At 69.2% G+C, this 18,963-nt stretch carries 17 protein-coding genes; 7 read left to right on the forward strand and 10 right to left on the reverse strand.

Annotation, left to right across the window (positions count from 1 at the left end; all coding sequences use genetic code 11):
• Positions 1 to 18: 18 nt before the first annotated feature.
• The gene (locus tag EV192_RS14850; RefSeq protein ID WP_132115574.1) at positions 19 to 1,125 is read right to left on the reverse strand and encodes a nucleotide disphospho-sugar-binding domain-containing protein; all 1,107 of its coding nucleotides are present in this window, start codon (positions 1,123 to 1,125) and stop codon (positions 19 to 21) included.
• 121 nt (positions 1,126 to 1,246) lie between these two features.
• Positions 1,247 to 2,467 (reverse strand): threonine synthase, encoded by a 1,221-nt coding sequence (locus tag EV192_RS14855; RefSeq protein WP_132115576.1) that lies wholly within the window; start codon positions 2,465 to 2,467, stop codon positions 1,247 to 1,249.
• 74 nt (positions 2,468 to 2,541) lie between these two features.
• On the opposite strand from EV192_RS14855, the gene EV192_RS14860 reads away from it, so the two are divergent.
• Positions 2,542 to 2,946, forward strand: a complete 405-nt coding sequence (locus EV192_RS14860) for a nuclear transport factor 2 family protein (RefSeq protein WP_132115578.1) — start codon at positions 2,542 to 2,544, stop codon at positions 2,944 to 2,946.
• Positions 2,947 to 2,956: 10 nt separating this feature from the next.
• Entirely contained in the window at positions 2,957 to 3,808 is an 852-nt protein-coding gene (locus EV192_RS14865; RefSeq protein WP_243726847.1) for an SDR family oxidoreductase, read from the forward strand.
• Here the strand turns inward: EV192_RS14865 and EV192_RS14870 are convergent.
• Positions 3,805 to 4,467 (reverse strand): GntR family transcriptional regulator, encoded by a 663-nt coding sequence (locus EV192_RS14870; protein WP_132115580.1) that lies wholly within the window; start codon positions 4,465 to 4,467, stop codon positions 3,805 to 3,807. The genes EV192_RS14865 and EV192_RS14870 overlap by 4 nt on opposite strands.
• An 89-nt stretch (positions 4,468 to 4,556) precedes the next feature.
• Here EV192_RS14870 and EV192_RS14875 point away from each other — a divergent pair, with 89 nt between their 5' ends.
• The 3 genes from EV192_RS14875 to EV192_RS14885 are packed head-to-tail and all read left to right on the forward strand — an operon-like array spanning position 4,557 to position 7,347.
• On the forward strand, positions 4,557 to 5,402 hold the full coding sequence (locus EV192_RS14875) for a fumarylacetoacetate hydrolase family protein (RefSeq protein WP_132115582.1): 846 nt from the start codon (positions 4,557 to 4,559) through the stop codon (positions 5,400 to 5,402).
• A gap of 3 nt (positions 5,403 to 5,405) precedes the next feature.
• The gene (locus EV192_RS14880; protein WP_132115584.1) at positions 5,406 to 6,146 is read left to right on the forward strand and encodes an alanyl-tRNA editing protein; all 741 of its coding nucleotides are present in this window, start codon (positions 5,406 to 5,408) and stop codon (positions 6,144 to 6,146) included.
• A 34-nt stretch (positions 6,147 to 6,180) separates the two neighbouring features.
• Positions 6,181 to 7,347 carry a cytochrome P450 gene (locus EV192_RS14885; RefSeq protein WP_132115586.1) on the forward strand — a complete coding sequence of 389 codons (1,167 nt, stop codon included), beginning with the start codon at positions 6,181 to 6,183 and terminating at the stop codon, positions 7,345 to 7,347.
• On the opposite strand, the gene EV192_RS14890 is transcribed toward EV192_RS14885, so the two are convergent.
• From EV192_RS14890 to EV192_RS14915, 6 genes are read right to left on the reverse strand one after another with little or no spacing between them, the layout of a single operon-like run.
• Positions 7,334 to 8,251, reverse strand: coding sequence for an NAD-dependent epimerase/dehydratase family protein (locus EV192_RS14890; RefSeq protein WP_132115588.1), 918 nt, complete (start codon positions 8,249 to 8,251; stop codon positions 7,334 to 7,336). The genes EV192_RS14885 and EV192_RS14890 overlap by 14 nt on opposite strands.
• Positions 8,236 to 9,711, reverse strand: coding sequence for a class I adenylate-forming enzyme family protein (locus EV192_RS14895; RefSeq protein WP_207926058.1), 1,476 nt, complete (start codon positions 9,709 to 9,711; stop codon positions 8,236 to 8,238). Before EV192_RS14895 ends, EV192_RS14890 begins: the two co-directional genes overlap by 16 nt.
• Positions 9,704 to 10,852, reverse strand: coding sequence for a cytochrome P450 (locus tag EV192_RS14900; protein WP_132115590.1), 1,149 nt, complete (start codon positions 10,850 to 10,852; stop codon positions 9,704 to 9,706). Before EV192_RS14900 ends, EV192_RS14895 begins: the two co-directional genes overlap by 8 nt.
• Complete coding sequence (locus tag EV192_RS14905; protein WP_132115592.1) at positions 10,849 to 11,580, reverse strand: glycosyltransferase family 2 protein; 732 nt, start codon at positions 11,578 to 11,580, stop codon at positions 10,849 to 10,851. Before EV192_RS14905 ends, EV192_RS14900 begins: the two co-directional genes overlap by 4 nt.
• Positions 11,580 to 12,584, reverse strand: a complete 1,005-nt coding sequence (locus EV192_RS14910) for a 3-oxoacyl-ACP synthase III family protein (RefSeq protein ID WP_132115594.1) — start codon at positions 12,582 to 12,584, stop codon at positions 11,580 to 11,582. Before EV192_RS14910 ends, EV192_RS14905 begins: the two co-directional genes overlap by 1 nt.
• Positions 12,581 to 13,465: a DMT family transporter gene (locus EV192_RS14915; RefSeq protein WP_132115596.1), complete on the reverse strand. Its 885-nt coding sequence runs from the start codon at positions 13,463 to 13,465 to the stop codon at positions 12,581 to 12,583. Before EV192_RS14915 ends, EV192_RS14910 begins: the two co-directional genes overlap by 4 nt.
• 13 nt (positions 13,466 to 13,478) lie before the next feature.
• Here EV192_RS14915 and EV192_RS14920 point away from each other — a divergent pair, with 13 nt between their 5' ends.
• A complete protein-coding gene (locus tag EV192_RS14920; protein ID WP_132115598.1) occupies positions 13,479 to 14,495 on the forward strand; it encodes an aldo/keto reductase in 1,017 nt (338 codons plus the stop codon).
• Between the two features lie 18 nt (positions 14,496 to 14,513).
• Here the strand turns inward: EV192_RS14920 and EV192_RS14925 are convergent, their stop codons facing one another.
• Positions 14,514 to 16,148: a cellulose binding domain-containing protein gene (locus EV192_RS14925; RefSeq protein WP_132115600.1), complete on the reverse strand. Its 1,635-nt coding sequence runs from the start codon at positions 16,146 to 16,148 to the stop codon at positions 14,514 to 14,516.
• A gap of 304 nt (positions 16,149 to 16,452) precedes the next feature.
• On the opposite strand from EV192_RS14925, the gene EV192_RS14930 reads away from it, so the two are divergent.
• A complete protein-coding gene (locus EV192_RS14930; protein WP_207926059.1) occupies positions 16,453 to 18,957 on the forward strand; it encodes a glucosidase family protein in 2,505 nt (834 codons plus the stop codon).
• Positions 18,958 to 18,963 lie beyond the last annotated feature (6 nt).

Raw genomic sequence — 18,963 nt, forward strand, 5'->3', positions numbered from 1 at the left:
ACGTCAACAAACCGGTGGTCAGACCAGGGTTTCCAGTTGTTCGACCAGCTTCGCCGGGCTGGGCAGGGTGGCGATCTCGGCGCGGACCTCGTCGGCCGCCTTGAGCAACTGCTCGTCGTCGACGAGTTGCTCGATCGACGCCGTGTCCAACGTCTCAGGGCAGATGCCGACACCGCGCAACACGACCGCCTGGCTGTTGAACGGGTTGTCCGCGCCCTGCGGGAGCACGCACTGCGGCACACCGGCGACGAGGGACGTCATCGTGGTGCCGGCGCCGCCGTGGTGGATGAGCCCGTGCGCGCCTTCGAGCAGGGCGTGCAGCGGCACGTAGTCGACCGTGCGCACGTTGTCCGGCAGGTCGCCCAATGCCGTGCGGTCGCCGCCGGCGAGGGTGATCACGAACTCCGCGTCGATCTTCGTGGCTGCCTCGACGACCGGGAAAATGGGTGCCAGGCCACGGTAGATCGGGGAGACCGTGCCGAGGCAGACCACGATCCGCGGCCGGCTCGGGGTGGCGGTGAGCCACTCCGGCAGGACGCCGCCGGCGTTGTACGGCACGTACCGCATCAGCCAGGCTTTCGGGTCCTGGTGGGTGAAACTCGGCGGGGTCACACTGATCCGCACCCGCTGGCGGGGAAAGCCGCGCACGCCGTGCCGCTCGTAGTGCTCGGCCAGGAGTTCGCGGACCGGGTCGCCGGTCATCGGCGGCAGTTTGATCGCCGGTCCCAGCGGGATCTGCACCGCCGGCAGGCCGAGCGCGGCCGCCACCAACTGCCCGGCGCCCTGCATCGGCGTGTGCAGCACGATGTCCGGGCGCCAGTCCAGCGCGGCGGCGAGCGCACGGTCGACCATGACGCTGGAGATGTCGCCGAACAACTGGAAGATCGAGCCGATCCGGCCGCCGCCGAACGTCATCGGCTTCGTCTGCGAGGCCCGGTGGAAGATCGCCTGGAAGTCCACGTCCGGCGCGGCGTCCACGGCGACCAGCCCGGCCTTGGTCACGGCCGTCAGGTCGCCGCCCAGCGCGTACCGGACCTGATGACCCGCCGCGACCAGCGCGTGTGCGAGTGAGATGGACGGAAAGACCTGCCCAGCACCGGGAGAGGTGACAAAGAACGCCCGCACGCCGACCCCCAAGGAAACCCGTAGCGACCGAAACTTCCCGCCCAGACTAGCGATGGGTGAGCGGGAAACCGTTGCTCCGCCGGAAAGACGTGATCGATTACCGGCCGCGGACCTGTCTGGATCATCGGGTCGGCAAGGAGTCCCCTGGATCGAACGTGGGTACGGTGACAGTGACCGTTTCGGGGTACTTGACACCCGCGCCGGTATTGAGAACAACCACCTGATCCTGTTCGCCGACCCAGCCCTCCTTGCGCAGCACGCGAACGGCGGCGAGAGCGGCGGCGCCTTCGGGGCAAATGAAAGCACCTTCCAATTGGGCGCAGCGGAGTTGTTCGGCGAGCGTGTCCGCGTCGTCCACGGCCACGGCTGTGCCGTTGGTGTCGTAGAGGGCGTCCAGAATGAGGAAGTCGCCCAGTGGTTTGGGCACAGTGAGGCCGAACGCGACCGTGCGAGGCTGCGGCCACGGCTCGGCTTCCCGCGCTCCAGCACGGAAAGCCTGGACGACAGGAGCACAGCCGGTGGCCTGCACGGCGACCAGACGCGGCTGCGGCCCGGTGATCCAGCCCAACTGGCGCATCTCGGCGAGCGCCTTGTGGATGCCGATCAGCCCGACCCCGCCGCCGGTCGGGTAGACGATCACGTCCGGGCACCGCCAGCCGAGCTGCTCGACGATCTCGTACGCCATCGTCTTCTTGCCCTCGATCCGGTAGGGCTCCTTGAGCGTGGACGCGTCCATCAAGGCCCCGCCGGACCGGCCGATCAGGTCCGCGATCATCCGGCCGGCGTCGCCGATGTGCCCGCGCACCAGGAACAGGTCGGCACCGGCGGCGGCGCACTCGGCGCGGGTGATCGTGGGCGCGTCCTCGGGCATCGCGACCACGCTGCGAAGACCGGCCCGTGCGCCGTACATCGCCCAGGCCGCGGCCGCGTTTCCGTTGCTGGGCATGGCGAAACCGGTGACCCCGAGCTCAGCGGCGCGGGACACGCCGACAGCCGCGCCCCGGGCCTTGAACGAGCCGGTGGGAATGAGCCCGTCGTCCTTCATCAGCAGGCCGGGAACTCCCATTTCCTGACCAAGCGCGGCCAACGGCAGCAACGGGGTCATGCCCTCGCCGAGGGACACCACCCGGCCTTCCTCGCGGACCGGCAGCACTTCGTGATACCGCCACAAAGTCGGCGGCCGGCCGGCGATGTCCGCCGGTCGGACCGCTTTCCCCGCCGCGGCGAGGTCGTAGCGGGCCAGCAGCGGAGACCCGCATTCGCACAGGTTGTTGACCGTGTCGGCGTCGTGGCGCCGGCCGCATCGGGCACAGTCCAGATGAGACAGATGGCTGAAGGTCACGCCACCACTGTGCCAGAGCCGGCCGACCAACTGTGTGGCTGGCGCGAGACCGGGTGATCCTTACAGTTCTTCGCATGGGTGCCGAGGAGAACAAGAAGCTCGTTCAGGACATCTTCGAGCAGATGGCCAAGGGGAACGGGCACGCGTTCACCATGGCCATGGCCGACGACATCCGCTGGACGGTGCCGGGCAGCTGCTCATGGGCCGGGACGTACGAGTCCAAGGCCGACGTGGTGCACAAGCTGCTGGCGCCGCTGCTCGGCCAGTTCGCCGAGTACCACAGCGAGGTGGACCAGGTCCTCGCCGACGGTGACCACGTCGTCGTCCAGTCCAGGTCACACGCCAGGACCAAGCGCGGCGACGAGTACAACCAGTCGTACTGCTACGTCTTCCGGGTCGCCGACGGCATGCTCGCCGAGGTCGTCGAGTACTGCGACACGGCACACGCGGAACAGGTTCTCGAACACCCCGCCAGCTGAGGGAGCGACTGTGGCCAAGAAGTCCATATCCGCGGACGGTCGGTCCGTGGTGTTCACCGGCGCGTCGTCCGGGTTGGGGTGGGCGGGCGCGTTGGAACTGGAACGCGTCGGGTTCCAGGTGTTCGCGAGCGTGCGGAAGGCCGAGGACGGCGAGAAACTCGTCGCGGAGTCGGCGCACGGCCGGGTGCGTCCGGTCATCATGGACGTCACCAAGCCCGACCAGATCCGGCAGGCCGTCGCGGAGGTCGGTCCGGAACCGCTGTGGGGGCTGGTCAACAACGCCGGGATCAGCATCCCGGGGCCGCTTGAATGCGTGTCGCCCGACCAGCTCCGGCTCCAGCTGGACACCAACGTGGTCGGCCAGCTCGCGGTGATCCAGGCGTTCCTCCCGCTGCTGCGGGCCGGCCGTGGGCGGATCGTGAACGTGACGTCCGGGCTCGGGCGGATCGCCGTGCCGTTCCTCGGCGCGTACGCGGCCGCGCAGTTCGCCAAGGAAGGCATGAGCGACGCGCTCCGACGTGAGCTGAAGCCGTTCGGCGTCAGCGTCTCAGTGGTCCAGCCTGGCGTGATCGTGTCCCCGATCTGGGACAAGCTGACCACCATGGCGCACGAGATCCTCGCGCACGGCCGCCCGGAGACGACCGAGCTGTACCGCGACTCGTTCCTGCGTTTCCTCACCACCAGTGAGCAAGAGGCGAAGCAGAGCAAGACCCAGCCGGCGGACTTCGCGAAAGTCGTTGTCCGCGCGCTCACCGACGGCCGGCCGAAAACGCGCTACCACGTCGGAATCGACATGACCGCCGCGGCCGTGCTGGCCCGCGTCGTCCCCGACCGGCTGCTCGACAAACGGTTCGCTGCCTAGCGATCACTCCGCTGGGCGTCGCGGATCAGGAGTTGTGCGGTGTGCGCGATGTGGTCGCGGATCAGTTCGGCGGCCAGGTCGGCGTCGCGGGTGACCACGGCGGCCAACAGCGCCCGGTGCTCGCCGACGACATCGCGCGTCGGACCGCACTGAACCGACCACCGCACATACAGCTCGGCCTCCGCCCGCAGCGACTTCGCCAACGTGAGCAGCCGTTGGTTTTGGCAGCCCGCGAGCAGTGCGTGATGGAACGCGGCGTGCGCCGCGGCCCACTCGTCCGTGGGATGGCTGTCGTCGTCGACCGGGCAGAACGGGATGCGTTCCAGCATGTGGTGGGCGGCCACCGCCTGGGCCTCCCACACCATGTCGCCGTCCAGCACCGACAGCCGCAGCACCAGGGACTCGATCTCCACCCGCGCCTGGGTCAGTTCGGCGAGCGCCTGGTACGACAGCGGCGTCACCGAGAACCCCTGATGGGCCTGTCCCCGCACGAACCCGTCGGCCACCAGCCGGGTCAACGCCTCCCGGGCCGCGCCGACGCTGGTCTGGTAGTGCTCGGACAGTTCGGGGAACTTGAGCCGTTGGCCGGGCACGAGCCGGCCACCGAGGATGTCCGAGCGTAGCCGCTGGTAGACGGCATCAGCCCGGGTCTGTGACATACGAAGACAGTACCAAGATGCGATTGTCAGGCCAACTTTCGAATGTCTATGCTCGGGGAGAGGGGTCACTGTGGGAAGGGACTGAGGTCGTGCGCATCGCCAACCTGGACAACCGGGCGGTTCTCGTCGTGGACGAGGACCGTGCCGTGGACATCGCCACCGCGTCGGCCGGACGGTTCGGCCCCGACCTGCCGTCCGTCTACCGCGCTTGGGCGGATGTGGTCGCCTGGGCCACGTCGGTGGACTCGTCCGGCAGCGTGCCGATCGACCGGTCCGCGCTCGGCGCGCCGTCGCCGCAGCCCCGACAGGTGTTCGCGGTCGGCTTGAACTACCACGCGCACGCGACCGAGTCCGGCTTCGAGGCGCCGACGTCGCTGCCGCCCGTGTTCACCAAGTACGTCTCCAGCTTCAGCGGCCCGGACAGCGTGGTCACGCTCCCCGAGGGGAACGTCGACTGGGAGGTCGAGCTGGTGGCCGTGATCGGCCGCGACGGCCATGACATCGCGGAGGCGGACGCGTGGGCGCACGTCGCCGGCCTGACCGTCGGCCAGGACCTGTCCGAGCGGGTCGCCCAGATGCGCGGCCCCGCCCCGCAGTTCGGCCTGGCCAAGTCACACCCGGGGTTCGCGCCGCAAGGCCCCTGGCTGGTCACGCCGGACGAGTTCGCCGACCCGGACGACCTGGAACTCGGCTGCGCCATCGACGGCGTCCAGGTCCAGCGGAGCCGGACCAGCGACCTGATCTTCCCGGTGCCCCGGATCGTCGCGGCGCTGTCCCGCACGGTCACGCTCTACGCGGGCGACGTGATCTTCACCGGCACCCCGGCGGGAGTGGGGTCGGGCCGTAAGCCCCAGCGGTTCCTGCGGGCCGGCGAAACCCTGGACACGTGGGTGGCCGGTATCGGGGAGCTACACCAGCGGTTCGTTCTAGGGTGAACCATGGGCATTGGGCATCACGGCCGGACATATCGGCTGGACTGGGCGGATCCCACCGTTCGCGAGTGGGAGTGCGTGGTGGTGTGGTCCGATCCGGCTGATCCGGAGTCGGGGATCGTGCTGGACCGGTCCGCGTTCTACCCGGGCGGCGGCGGCCAGCCGCCGGACCACGGCGTACTGCTGTGGCAAGGAGTGCGGACCCGGATCGTGGGCACCCGGAAAGGCGACGACCTGGTCCTGCTGCCGGCTCCCGGCGACCCGGTGCCCCCGGTCGGCGCGCCCGTGCAGGGCGCGTTGGACGACGACCGCCGCACCAGCCTGATGCGCACCCACTCCGGCCTGCACGTGTTGTGCGGAACGGTGTTCCGGGACTTCGGCGCCCTGGTCACCGGCGGGAACATGGAACCGGGCGAGGCCAGGATGGACTTCAACCTGCCGGACCTGCCGCCGAACTTCAAACAGACCGTCCAGGACGCGGTCAACAAGGAGATCGAGGCGGACCGCCGGATCGACGTCCGGTTCCTGCCCCGGGAGGAGGCACTGGCCACCCCGGAACTGGTGAAGACCATGGGCGTGTCCCCGCCGGACGGCCCCGAACTGCGGGTGGTCGACATCGTCGGCCTGGACGTGCAGGCCGACGGCGGCACCCACGTGGCCTCCACCGCGCAGATCGGCCGGATCCAGGTGACCAAAGTGGAGAACAAGGGCCGGCAGAACCGACGGGTCCGCATCAGGATCTCGTGAGGCGCGGACCCGTTGTCCCGTGGGACAATCAGGAATGCGCGCTGAATGGCACGAGACGCGGCTGCTCTGGGCCAGCCGGCCGGCACTGTTCGCTTTGCTGCGTACGGCCGCGTTGGGCGGTCCGGTGTGGCGGGCGCCGAAACTGGGCTGGCTGGTGACGGACCCGGTGGTCGCGCGGCGCGTTCTCAACGACCCCAAGCACTTCACGCTGCTCGGCGAAGGCGGTGTCGGGCATCTCTGGGCACAGGTACTCGGCGACTACGTGTACCGCATCTTCGACGGCCCCGGCCACGCCGACCTACGCGCCCGTGCCCGTGACCTGTTCACGGACGCCACAGCGCGGCCGTTGGTGCGGCGCGTGTTCACACCGGCGCTCGAACCGGCGGTGGAACGGCTGCGGGCGGGCGGTGTCGTGGACGTGGCCGACCTGACCCGGGTGTTGGTGGGCCGGATGATGGCGGACATGCTGGGCCTGGACCTGCCAGCGGACGACGAGCGGTACCGCGAGGTGTTCGGTACGGGGGAGAAGCTGGCCAGGCTCGCGTTGGGCAGCGCCGCGTCCACGGAACTCCCGCCGGACGTGATCGCGCGAGCCAAGGCCATCATCGCGGGACTGACGAAGAACGTGCCCCAGGCGTATGCCGAGGCGTCCGCGGACACTCTGCTCGGCCGCTGCCGCGAGCTCGGCCTGTCGTTGGAGGAAACCTCAGGGCTGGCGGCGTTGCTCATGGTCGCGGGTACGGAAACCGCGGCCACCGCGATGACACGCATTCTCGCGTTGCTTCACGACACCGGCCAACAACACCTGCTGCGCGGCGAATCCCAGTTGATGTACGGGGTGATCAGCGAGGGGCTGCGCGTGACGACGCCCGCGCCTGTCATCGGCCGGAGCGTGAGCCGTGACATCACGGTCGGCCGGACGCGGATGCGCGCCGGCGACCGCGTCCTGCTGCTCACGCACGTCGCGAACAACCGGATCGGCCGCTTCGACATCACCGGCCCGACCTACATTCCGGAGATCCGGCAACTCTGGTTCGGCGCCGGACGTCACCTCTGCCTCGGCGCCGCCTTGGCGCGTGCCGAGATCCGGCACTTCCTGGACGCGATGCTCGGCAACGGCCCGATCCAGATCGTGTCCCGCCGCCCGGCCAAGGGAGTGCTCATCCCCTCCTACGCCGAACTGCGCGTCACCATCGGCTAGCGCCGGCGAAACTGGTCGGCAGCGGCTCGTAACCGAGCACGGTCCGCGCGGCGGTGATGTCCAGCGTGCGTTCGTAGGCGAGATGCGACACGGCGTACCTGGTGAGGCGCGGAGGTGCGTTTCGACGCGCGAACTTCTCCGCCAGCCATGCCACGGGCCACGCGACCGGCAGCGGAACGAACTTGACCCGCGCGGGGATCGCCCGCTCGGCGAGAATCGTGGTCAGCGCGTCGGCAAGTAATACAGGTTCCGCGTCGGTGACATTGAAGATCCCTGTGGCATCCGCACCAGCCGCCAGCAGGCACGCCTGAGTCAGGTTCGCGACGGACGTCAGGCTGATCCGCTGGGTGCCGTCGCCGACCGCGATCAGCCGCCGCCCACGTATCGCCTGCAACACACGCGGCAACAATGTGGTGTCGCCGGGGCCGTAGATCGCGTGCGGGCGAAGGATGACCGCGTCGGGGTGGTGCGACACCAGGCGTTCCGCCGCGGCTTTGCTTTCCCCGTAGGTGTTCACGTAGCGCTGGACAGGAGCCTGGTTCTCGACGGCGGCGACCGTCGGGCGATACGGGTCGTACACACTCGCTGTACTTACATGCACCACACGGACATCGGCGAACGTCTCAAGCATGTGCCGGGTGCCGTCCACGTTCGCCGCCCATTGCTCGCGCCGGGGCGCCCAGTCGGTGACACTGCCCGCGCAATGCACGACAGCGTCCACTGTGGGCGGACGCGGCAGGGGGCCTCGGGCGATGTCCCAGCTTTGATAGGGCGCGCCACCGACGTGTTCGCCGGCCACCTCGGCGCGTCGACCGAACGCGTGCACGGTCCAGCCGGCCTCGGTGGCGGCCCGGCACACCGCGCCGCCCACGAACCCGGACGCCCCGGTCACCGCAAGGCGCATCGCAACGCCTCCCGGTCCGGTTTACGGCTCCGTCCGCTGCGCGGCACCTCGGCGATGGCGACGACCCGGTCGGGAAAGGCGCTCGGCGGGATCACCTCAGGCAATCGTCGCTTGACCGGGGACAGCGACGCGTCCGGTTCGAGCACCACGGCCAGGACGACCTCCTCGTCGCCGGTCTGCTCGTCGGGAATGCCGACGAGCAGGGCTTCGCGGACGCCCGGGATCGCCGTGACCATGGGCTCGTACAGGCCGGGATAGATGTTGTGCTCGCCGCGGATCAGCATGTCCTTGCGGCGGCCGAGCATGATCACACGTCCGTCGTCGATCCGGCCGAGGTCACCGGTGTGCAACTTGGTTAACGATGGTTCACCCAGGTAGTGCGGGCAGACGTGCGGTGCCTGGACGACCAGTTCGTCGTCGACCACGGTGATCCGGACACCGTCGGGCGGTGTGCCGAGCAGGTCACCGGGACCCGGATGGGCCAGTTTCTCCTCGGCGGTCGCGAAAGCCAGCGGTGCCGCCTCGGTCATCCCGTAGATCGACAGGACCTCGGCGCCGGGCGCGGCGGCCTGGATCCGGCGTAGCAACGCGGGCACCACCGGCGCCGCACCAAGCAGGACCCCGCGAAGATCCGGCCACTTCGGCGTCACGTCCAACACCCGGGCCGCGTCGCCGGGCACCAGGAACGCGTGTGTCACGTGCCGTTGTCTCATCTGGTCCACGAACCGGGCCGGATCCAGGGGAGTGCCTGGCAGGGACCAACAAGCGCCGCCGGCCAGCGCGGGCAGGCCCAGCATCAGTTGGTCGGTGTGCACGATGTCGCCCGGCTCCAGGGCACATCGTTGGCGCAGCATGCCCAGCCCAGCGGACAGGCTGCGCAGCGTGTGTACGACAGCGCGTGGGCGTGCGGTGGTGCCGGACGTGAAGATCACCACAGCGGGCGCATCCGGATCCGGTTCGTCGGGGAGGCTCGGACCCACGATCTTGCGCAACGGCCTTGCCCCACGCGGCACTCCCGGCAGCCATCGCCCGCTGTAGATGTGTCGAACGGGTAGCGCGGACAAGTCAGGCAGCAGCAGCCCACGGCGGCGTACGTAGGCACGGGCCGGACGCAGACCGCCTGCGGCGTAAAGCAACGACTCCGCCGCCGACCATCGCGCACCCGCCAACTCCGCACGTGCGGAGAACAGTTCCGTGCCCACACCAGGGTCGATGAAGACGATGGTCCCGCCGGCGGCGACCGTCGCGAGCGCCAGCACAAGCGCGTCCAGCCCCGGGCGGATGGAGAACAGCAGGCTGTCGCCCGGCATGAATCCGTTGGCACGCAAACCACCCGCAGTCGCCTTGACGCGCTGGGTGAGCGTGCCGTAGCTGATCTGCCGCCCGTGTGCGTCGATCAGGGCGACGGCGTGCGGTGTTTGTTCGCCGTGGTCGAGTACGGTCCGCAGCAGGTCAGGCACGGGCCACCTCAAGCACTCGGTATGTCGGGATGAGCACGCCCGTGCTGTAGCGGCGGCGGACGACCCGCAGCGGAGCGAACCGTGTCACTGTCCGCGCCAGCGCCCGGATCTCGGCCATGGCCAACGGGTAGCCGATGCAGAAGTGTGTTCCGGATCCGAACCACAGCCGGTTCAGCTCCGGCGGCGGCACCCGGTCCGGATCGAAGTCATGGCCGTGCGCGCGAGCGCAGTTGTGGGTGGCGATCAGGACCCGCTCGCCAGGGCGCACCTTCATCCGCCCGATCCGCGCCGGCTCCGCCACACTGCGCAGCATCGCCGGGCTCGGGGTGGTCACCCGCAGCGCTTCCTCGATACAGCGGTCGAGCAGATCGGGCTCGTCCGCGAGTCGACCCTGGACGCCGCTGTCGCACAGCAGCGCGATCAGCCGAGGGACGAGGGTCGCCACCGTCTCGGTCCCGGTGAGGAACAACGCCGCCGCCGTGCCCAACGCCTCGTCCTTGGACAGCCCCAACTCCCGCATCCGGCCCATGACTGTCTTCTCGTCGCCCGACTCGTACGTGACGGCCGCGGGACTCGTGATCTCGCCGAGCACCCGTTTCGCCGTCCGAACCTGAGTCGGCGACAGCTCCTTTGTGGACAGTCGGACCATGGCCGTGATCTCCTCGCCATGGGCGAACATCCGGCGGCACGTGGCTTCGTCCGCGTCGATGCCGACCAGCGCGCAGATCACCGCCCCGGCGCAGATCCGGGTCGTGTCGACCAGATCCACCGGACGTCCGGACGCCAGCCGGTCCGCCAACACAGCCAGCGGCCCGACGAGCACGCGGTCGCACAGGTCGTCGACGTAACCGGCCGTGAACAAGCCGGAAAGCTTGCGCCGCATCACTTTGTGGTCGGCGTCCTCCATGTTGAGCAAGGCCGCCGAACCCACCACCGGCGACCACAGCGCGCCAGAGGAACCGGGTCCGGTCTTGCGGAACGCGGACGTGTCGCGCAGCACCTGGTGGGCCAGCGTGGCGTCGTTGACCACCACACCGAGCCGAGGCACGCGCACGACGGGCCCGGCGTGGGCCACGAGCCGCAGGAACGGGTAGGCGAGCGGATGCGCGGCCAGGTACAGCAGCCGTTCGTGGCGGCTCATCGGACGTCCACCACGTCCGGCCGCGCCCGATGGTCGGCGTACCAGGCGAGCGTGCGGACGAGGCCGTACGCGCGAAGTCGACGTACGGAACCCAACACGAGCACATCGTCGCGCCGCCCGTACGCGTTGGTCACGCGCCGAACCCGATTGACCAACGCGCGGTCCTCATGGACCTCCTCGATCGCGGTCCGCGGGAATCCGCCACTGGCCAGGTAAAGCTCGGCCGTGATGGCAAGATTGCAGCCAGGGCACATCATGTACGGCCCCAGGTACCCCGGATCCCGGTTGCCGGGGCGGAACCGGCCGAACACGGCGGCCGACTCGACGACCGACGGCAGCAGTGTCCGTTCCCACCAGCGCAACCGGAACTCGTCGGTCCGGGGCCGCAGCCGGCCGCCGATGAGCCGCAGACCGTCCGCGAAACCCCGCCTGATCGCGCCGATCCAATCGGGGTCCGGCAGGCAGTCGGCGTCGGTGCGGGCGAGATGCGTGGCGCCATGGTCGATCGCATACCGTATTCCGGTGTCGGCCGCGGCTCCGGTGCCTTTGTGGTCCTCCCGGATCACCTCCACGCCGAAGTCCTTGGCGATCGCGGCGGTCCGGTCAGTGCTGGCGTTGTCCACCACGACCACGCTGAAGTCCTTGTCGCGCTGGGACTCCAGTGCGCCGAGCGTGGCGGCGATGCTGTTCTCCTCGTTGTACGCCGGAATGACGACCCACAGTTCCATCACAGCTCCACGAACATCACGCCGAGGCTGACCCCGCCGGCCAGGCCGATCAACGCCACCCGGTCGCCCGGCTCCGCCCGCCCCTGCTGCAACGCCGTGGACAGCTGGAACGGGAGCGTGGCCGACGCCAGGTTGCCGTGGTCGGGCAGGGTCACCACGACCCGGTCGGCCGGCAGTCCGGCGCCGTCGACGAGCGTCCGGAGGTACGGCATGGCCACCTGGTGGACACAGATCACGGCGAAGTCGTGCCAGCCGAGGCCCGCGCCGGCCAGTGCGGCGTCCAGCGGCGCCCGGCCGAGCGCCTCGAACGCCTTGCGCAGCGCCGGTCCGTTCAGTTTGAAGTACGTGTACTCGGGGTCGCGGGGATGCGCCGACCCGCCGCCCGGCAGCGTGCCCACCTGCCACTGGGCGGAGTCCGCGACGAAGGAGCGGTGGAAGATCCCGCCGCCGTCGGCGCGTTCGAGGAGGATCGCGGCACCGGCGTCGGACAGCGTGTACCCGGGGAACGACTCGGCGAACTGGGCGAAATTCCTGACCTGCCAACGGATCGCGCGGGACGGCGTCTCGCCGGTGGCGACGAGCACCCGCTCGTACCCACCCGTGGCGATCAGCGCCTCGGCCACTTCAAGTCCATTGAGAACACTGTTGCAGGCGTTCTTCACGTCGAACGCGGGGCAGCGGGCGCCGAGCTTGGCGCACACCATGTGCGCGGTCGCCGGCTCGGCCATGTCCTGCGACGCCGACGCGAACAGCACCAAGTCCAGTTCCGCTGCGGCGACTCCCGCGTCCGCCAACAGCTTCACCGACGCGGCCACCGCCAGGTCGGACGCCTGCACCGAGTCCTCGGCGATGTGCCGTGTGCGTATCCCGGTCATCGCTTCGACGATGCCCGCGCGGGGCACGAAACCCGCGCTGTTCCGACGGATCTCTTCCTCCACCGCCTGGCTGGTCATCAGCCGTTCCGGCAGGTACGCCGCGACCCCGGCGATCCTCGCTCGATTCATCCTCGTCCCCCTCCTGTAACGACGTTTCCGCGGCGGGTCAGAACCGCGACGCCGACGACCACGGCCACCGCCCCGAAGGCCTCGCCGATCAGCGCGGCCGGCGTGGCCGCCACGGTCTCACCCAGCCAACCCACCCCGACGACGACCGCCACCAGGGGATCCACCGTGGTGATCACGGCCAGCGCCACCGCGACCTGCCTGCCCTGCTGGAACGCGTTCTGGCTGAGCAGGAAGCCCGGTGGACCGGTCACGCAGGCCACGAGCAGAGCCCAGTGCTGGAACGGTTCGCCGACGCCGCCGAAGCGGATCTGGACCGCCACGGCCTTGAGCAACCCGGCTGTGACGCCGTAACAGACACCGGCCGCCAGTGCCAGCGCCAGCGCCCGGACCTCCCCGGTGAACCTGGTCGCGGCCAGTACGGCGGCCACCACCACGGGGCCGAACACCAGCGCAAGCGGCGCGGCGTCCCGGACGTCGAACTCGGTGACCTGGCCGGACGGCTGGGCGACCAGCAGGAACACCGACAACCCGCCGACACACGCGAACGCTCCCAGCGCGACGGTCCGGTCCACCCGCCGCCGTGTCATCCACGCGGCGAACCCGGCGCCGAACAACGCGCTGGTCACACCGAGTGGCTGGACGAGGGCGAGCGGCCCGAACGCCAGCGCGATCGCCTGCGACACGAACCCCACCCCCAAACTCACCAGCCCGACCAGCCACATCGGCTTGCGGACCAACCTAAGCAGCAACCCGGGATGCAAGGTCCTCCCAGTGCGGACCTCCTTCGCGGCACGTTGCTGGGCCACGCCGGCCAGCCCGAAGCTCGCCGCTCCCGCGATCGCGCAGCAAACGGCGACGAGCATCGCACCGGTCTCGGTCACTGGCCCCCTCTACGTGATCGTCGAGGCTAACCGCGATCCGGACGCCGCACACAAGGTTCGAAAAGGCGGGCAGGTGGGCAACGGCGGCGATCTCGGCCAGGATCGGGGGGTGCGCTACCACCGGCTCGGCCGCAGCGACCTGGACATCTCCGTACTCGTGATGGGGTGCGGCAACTTCGGCGGGATGGGCTCGGCGCCCGACCTGTTCGGCAAGGGCGACGACGAGCCCTCGGCGTACACCCTGCTGGACGCCGCCTTCGCCGCCGGGATCACCATGTACGACACGGCCAACTCGTACGGCGGCGGCCGGTCGGAGGAATGGCTGGGGCAGTGGCTGACCAGCCGGGGTGTCCGCGACGACGTGCTCGTGACGACCAAGGTCGGCAACCGGATCAGCCCGCACGACGGTGGCCTGTCGGCCGCGCACATCCGTCACCAGATCGACGCTAGCCTGCGGCGACTCAACACCGACCGCGTTGACCTGTACCTGACACACGTGTTCGACCCGGACACCCCGATCGAGGAGACCGTCGGCGCGTTCGACTCGCTGATCCAGGCGGGCAAGATCCGCCACTACGGCATGAGCAACTTCACCGGGTCCCAACTCGCCCAGGCCGGGGGGACACCTGTGAACCTGCAGAACGCCTACAACCTGGTCGACCGCTCCGACGACGGGTTCGACGTCTGCGCCCGCCGCGGAATCGGCTTCACCGCGTACAGCCCCTTGGCCGGAGGCCTGCTCACGGGCAAGTATCGGTCCGGTGTCCCCGCCGGCACCCGCCGGGCGCTACGGCCGGACTGGTACTCCACAGTCCCACCTGAGACGCTCGCCCAAGTCGTCGATCGTCTCGACGTGGTGGCGGCCGCACGCGGCACGCGAATCGACACCATCGCCTTGGCCTGGGTACTGACGGACCCCGGTGTGGCGGGCGCGATCATCGCCCCACGGACAACGGACCAGCTCACCACCGCGCTGGCGGCCGTGGACACCGCCCTTTCGCTGGACGAACGGGCAGCGCTCACGGCCTGACCAGCGCGGCTTCCCGGGTCAGCCGGTGAAGGGGGCGATGATCTTGCTGAACTCGAACGGGGTCTGCGAGATGTTCGTGCACTTGGACAGGGAGCCGGTGCAGGCGTTGCCGTCGCGGGTCACGTCCCAGAAGGCCAGTTCGCCGATGTGCTGCTGACCGGCGAACGTGAGCAGCTGGCGCATGTCGCTCTGGGTGAACACCTCGGAGGCGTTGTCGTTCTGGCCGAGCATCGGCGTGATCCCGATCATGTTCCAGATCTGCGCGTCGGTCTTGCCGGGCAGCAGCGGCGCGATCTGGTTGTGGGTGCTCTGCCCGGACTGGATCGCGAACATGCCCATCCGGCCGCTCGGGTTCGGCGCCTCGATGTCACCGAAGTCCATCGCCATCACGTTGACCGTGCTGACCGCGACGCCGTGGCTGACCGCGGACCGCACCACGCTCACACCCTGAGTGGTCAGACCGGACGGCAGCACCGGCAGGGTGAGCGTGATGGCCAGGGACTTGCCCTTGGCCTTCGCCGCCGCCTGGAGGTTCGCCATGGCCTGCGACCGGCGGTCGATGGACGGCGGGTCGGCCACCGCGGACCCCTCGATGTCGAAGTCGATCTGGGTCAGGCTGTAGGCGTCGATCACCGACTGGTACTGCGCGGTCAGCGTGTTGACGTCCGTGCACGACTGCGCCAGTTCGGTTCCGGCCTCGCCGCCGAACGACGGTTTGACGTCGGCGCCGAGCGCGCGCAGCGAGTTGATGTCGTCCCGCGCGAAGCCCTGGCTCATGGTGAACGCGTTGAACCAGGTGGCCTGGCAACTGGTCGTGCCGTTCACGATGAAGCCGAGCGTGAACGCCCGCAGGCCGGTGGTCTCGGCGATCTGGGTCAGGTTCGGCGTCGGGAACGCACCGAGGTCCACGAACGGCGCGGCGATGCCAGGCAGGTGGTTGGATCCGCCGCCGGCCTGGGTGGTCGCGGTCACCGAGGTGCTCTTCGCGGACGTGTTCCCGGACTGGTCGACCGCTTGGACACTGAACGTGTACGTCGTCGACGGGCTGAGCCCGCTGACAGTGGTGACCGTGCCCGGTGTGCTGGCCACCTTCGTGGTGCCCTGGAACACGTTGTACCCGGACACAATGAGGTTGTCCGTGGCCGCGGTCCAGTTCATCGAGACGCTGTTGGCCGTCGTGCTCAGCACGGTCAGGCCGGTCGGCGTGCTCGGCGGTGTCGTGTCGGCGCTGCCGTCACAGGGATTCCCGTTCAACGTGCACGCCGACGGCGCCTGGAAGGTGCCGCTGTTGCTGGCGTTGAACGCGAAGTCGGCGGTCGCGCCGGGCGCCAGCGGCGCGTTCCACGACAGGTTCTTCGCGGTGTACGTGTTGCCGTTGGTGGTCAGCTGCGCGTTCCACAGACTGGTGACCTTCTCCGTGGCCGGCAACGTGAACACGACCGTCCACGAGGTGAGCGGAACGGACATCGAGTTGGTGACGGTGAAGCTGCCGGAGAATCCGGTTCCCCAGTCGGATGACTTGGTGAAGACCGCGGTCGGCAGCGCGGTGGCGGCCTCGGCGGTGGTGGTGGGTACGGAAACGCCGGCGACGATCAACGCACCGATCGCCACCAAACCGGACTTTCCTCTGATACCCAACGATAATGCCTTCATGGGCGTGTCCTTCAGCAGGGATGACCTTGGGCCAGTGGCGACAGTATGCGCCAGCCACCCCGCTTTGGACTAGACCAATAAAGAGGGTGTGTCCGACCGGGTGGCAACCCACCGGATGCGCGTCCTCAGTGGACGACGCCGACGCCGTCCGGTGCCGACGGGGCTAGGGGGCGGCTGGGGTGCTGGGTGGTCATGGCTGCCGTGATTGACACCCCCGCCCGGCGGCAGGGGGTTGACAGGGCGTGTGGTGTGCGTCACTGTTACCCCGCATTTGACCGGTCAAATGACGTGCCGGAGGTGTCGGGTGAAGGTCCTCGTGGTGGTGGCGATGGTGGTCGCGATGGTGCCGGTGACCTCCGCGTCGGCGGAAGAGGCCGCGGAACTGTCCGGGGCCTCGGCGTCCACGGAGTTATCGGAGACGTCCCGGTTGGGTGACCGGCGGGCGTTGGTGTCCGGGGATCGCGCGTACGCCATGAGCGATGAGACGGGCCTCTACCCGGCGACTGGTTGGCACATTCGGGGCGAGATGGGCGGTTTCTGGTCGGCCCCGGTCAAGTTGTTGGACGGTGTCTGGTTCGCCGCGGACGGATCGTGGCTCGGCAAGGACATTCCGGCGACGCGTTACGCCCGCGGGCAGGGCTACCAGCGGTTCGAGTACCGCGGTGGTGGGTTGTCGGTGGACCGCGTCGAGTACGTGCCGTCGGGCACCCGCGCCACAGTCATCGGCCTCACGGTACGGGCCGATCGTGGCCGAGACCTGCGGCTGGCCATGGACGCGCACTCGGAGTTGATGCCGGCCTACCCGTGGGGCTGGACGACACCTGGTGCCGGCACGAACGGGCCTGACACCGGCGCGGACACTGATGGCGCCTTGGTCTTCCGGGACAACGCGGCCACCGCGGTGGTCGGGTCGTCGCAACGGCCGGTGGCGCAAGCGCTCGGCGCTGGGCACCGTGGTCCGCAGGACCCTGCGGTGATCTGCCCCGCTGACGGCGCCGCGCCGCCGAGGTGTGACGACTCGGCGTTCGGCAAGGGGACCGGTGGACGACTCGAATACGACTTGCGTCTGGCCGCTGGCCGGGCCACCACGATCTGGTTCGCGGTCGCCGGCTCGGACAAGGGAACGGACGAAGCGCGCGCTGCCTTCAGCCAGGCTCTGCGGGATCCAGTGGGCAGGTTGGACAGGACAGTGGCCGCTCACCGAACGCCGAACACCGTGGTGGACCTGCCGGGTGACCGGCTGTTGCAACGCAGTGTCGAGTGGAGCAAGCAGAACCTCCTGGATTCCGTGCAGGAGGCCACGGATGTCCAGGTCCGGAACGTGGACGAGGGCAAGGCCTACCCGCCGCCGGTCGGGACCGTGCCGCGGATGCGTTGGCTCGCCGCGGGATTCCCGGACTACCCTTGGCTTTTCGCCACTGACGGCGAGTATTCCGCGTACGCGGCGGTGGCCGCCGGTCAGTTCGACATCGTCCGCGACCACCTGCGTGCCCTGCGTGACGTCAGTGAGCGGTTGAACGACCGCAGTGGCAAGGTCGTGCACGAGGTCGTGTCCACAGGGGACGTCTACTTCGGAGCGAACAGCCAGCCCGGCAACACCGACGAGACAGCCAAGTTCCCGAGCGCGGTCGCGTTGGCGTGGCGATGGACCGGTGACAACGCTTTCCGGGACGAGATGTACGACTTCACCGTCCGCAACCTGAAGTACATCACGGGCACTTTGGACAAGGACGGCGACGGCTGGCCCGAGGGGCTGGGCAACGTCGAACGGCAGGGCATGGGCGAGGAGAAGCTCGACAGCGCCGTCTACCTCATCCGCGGCCTGCGTGACCTGGCGGACCTGGCGAACAGCAAGCACGACACCGCGACCGCCCAGTGGGCCAAGGGACGCGCCGATGACCTGCAGCGCCGGTTCGACGCCCAATGGTGGGTCCCGCAGGGTGTCGGCTACGCCGAGTCCATCGACGACCCGGCCAACCCGGCGAACGACAACACACCGGTGTTCCAACGGCACTGGACCGGTGTGACCCCGATGGAGGCGGGGCCGATCGCGGGCATCGACAAGGGCAACCAAGCGCTTGCTCAACGCGAACGGGATTGCTACAACGGCGAGTTCGGCACGTTCCACACCGGAACCGGCCCGACCAGCGCGCCGGCCGGCAACCCCGGCCCGTCCTGCGACCCGCTTGTGTCCACTGTGCCCAGTGAACGGGTGACGTACTCGCTGAACACGGCGGTGATGGCGGTTGCCGAAGGCAACTTCGGCCGGCCACAGCAACGCCGTTACACCACGGGGAACGCGCGGATCCAACTCGACCCGACGGTGTGGGAGACACCCGGCGCGATGCCCGAGGTCGCGCCCTCCCCGGACTTCAAGGCGAACATCGACCGCCCGTTCTACGACCGGTCGATGGCACTGCAGGCGTGGGGAACGTACGGCATCCTCTGGCCGGTGGTGCACCAGCAGCTCGGCATCGCCCCGGACCTGGGCAACGGCTCGCTGTCGGTGATCCCGCAGGTGCCAGCCGGCCAGCGGACCGTCAGTGTCCGACAGGTCCGCGTCGGCGACGGCTCGGTGGACGTCACCGCGACCCGAAACGGGAACACGTTGCGCACCGACGTCCAGACCTGTTCTTTCGGCGGAACACTCGTCATCGGTTCGGTGCTCCCGCCGAACTCCACAGTGCGGAGTGTTCGGCTCGACGGCCGGGCGGTCTCCTACCAGGCGGTGACAACGCAAAGAGGCACCGAGGTCCAGGTGACCACTCGAAACGGCGCCGCGCATCTGGAGATCCACTTCGGAAACTAGCAAAAT

Source organism: Actinocrispum wychmicini (assembly GCF_004345645.1).
GTDB classification, from domain to species: Bacteria; Actinomycetota; Actinomycetes; order Mycobacteriales; family Pseudonocardiaceae; genus Kibdelosporangium; species Kibdelosporangium wychmicini.

Coding starts and splice junctions, on each gene's coding strand:
- EV192_RS14925 (WP_132115600.1), bottom strand. CDS start 16,148: ATGAAGGCATTATCGTTGGGTATCAGAGGAAAGTCCGGTTTGGTGGCG.
- EV192_RS14890 (WP_132115588.1), bottom strand. CDS start 8,251: ATGCGCCTTGCGGTGACCGGGGCGTCCGGGTTCGTGGGCGGCGCGGTG.
- EV192_RS14900 (WP_132115590.1), bottom strand. CDS start 10,852: ATGAGCCGCCACGAACGGCTGCTGTACCTGGCCGCGCATCCGCTCGCC.
- EV192_RS14910 (WP_132115594.1), bottom strand. CDS start 12,584: ATGAATCGAGCGAGGATCGCCGGGGTCGCGGCGTACCTGCCGGAACGG.
- EV192_RS14905 (WP_132115592.1), bottom strand. CDS start 11,580: ATGGAACTGTGGGTCGTCATTCCGGCGTACAACGAGGAGAACAGCATC.
- EV192_RS14885 (WP_132115586.1), top strand. CDS start 6,181: ATGCGCGCTGAATGGCACGAGACGCGGCTGCTCTGGGCCAGCCGGCCG.
- EV192_RS14870 (WP_132115580.1), bottom strand. CDS start 4,467: ATGTCACAGACCCGGGCTGATGCCGTCTACCAGCGGCTACGCTCGGAC.
- EV192_RS14860 (WP_132115578.1), top strand. CDS start 2,542: ATGGGTGCCGAGGAGAACAAGAAGCTCGTTCAGGACATCTTCGAGCAG.
- EV192_RS14880 (WP_132115584.1), top strand. CDS start 5,406: ATGGGCATTGGGCATCACGGCCGGACATATCGGCTGGACTGGGCGGAT.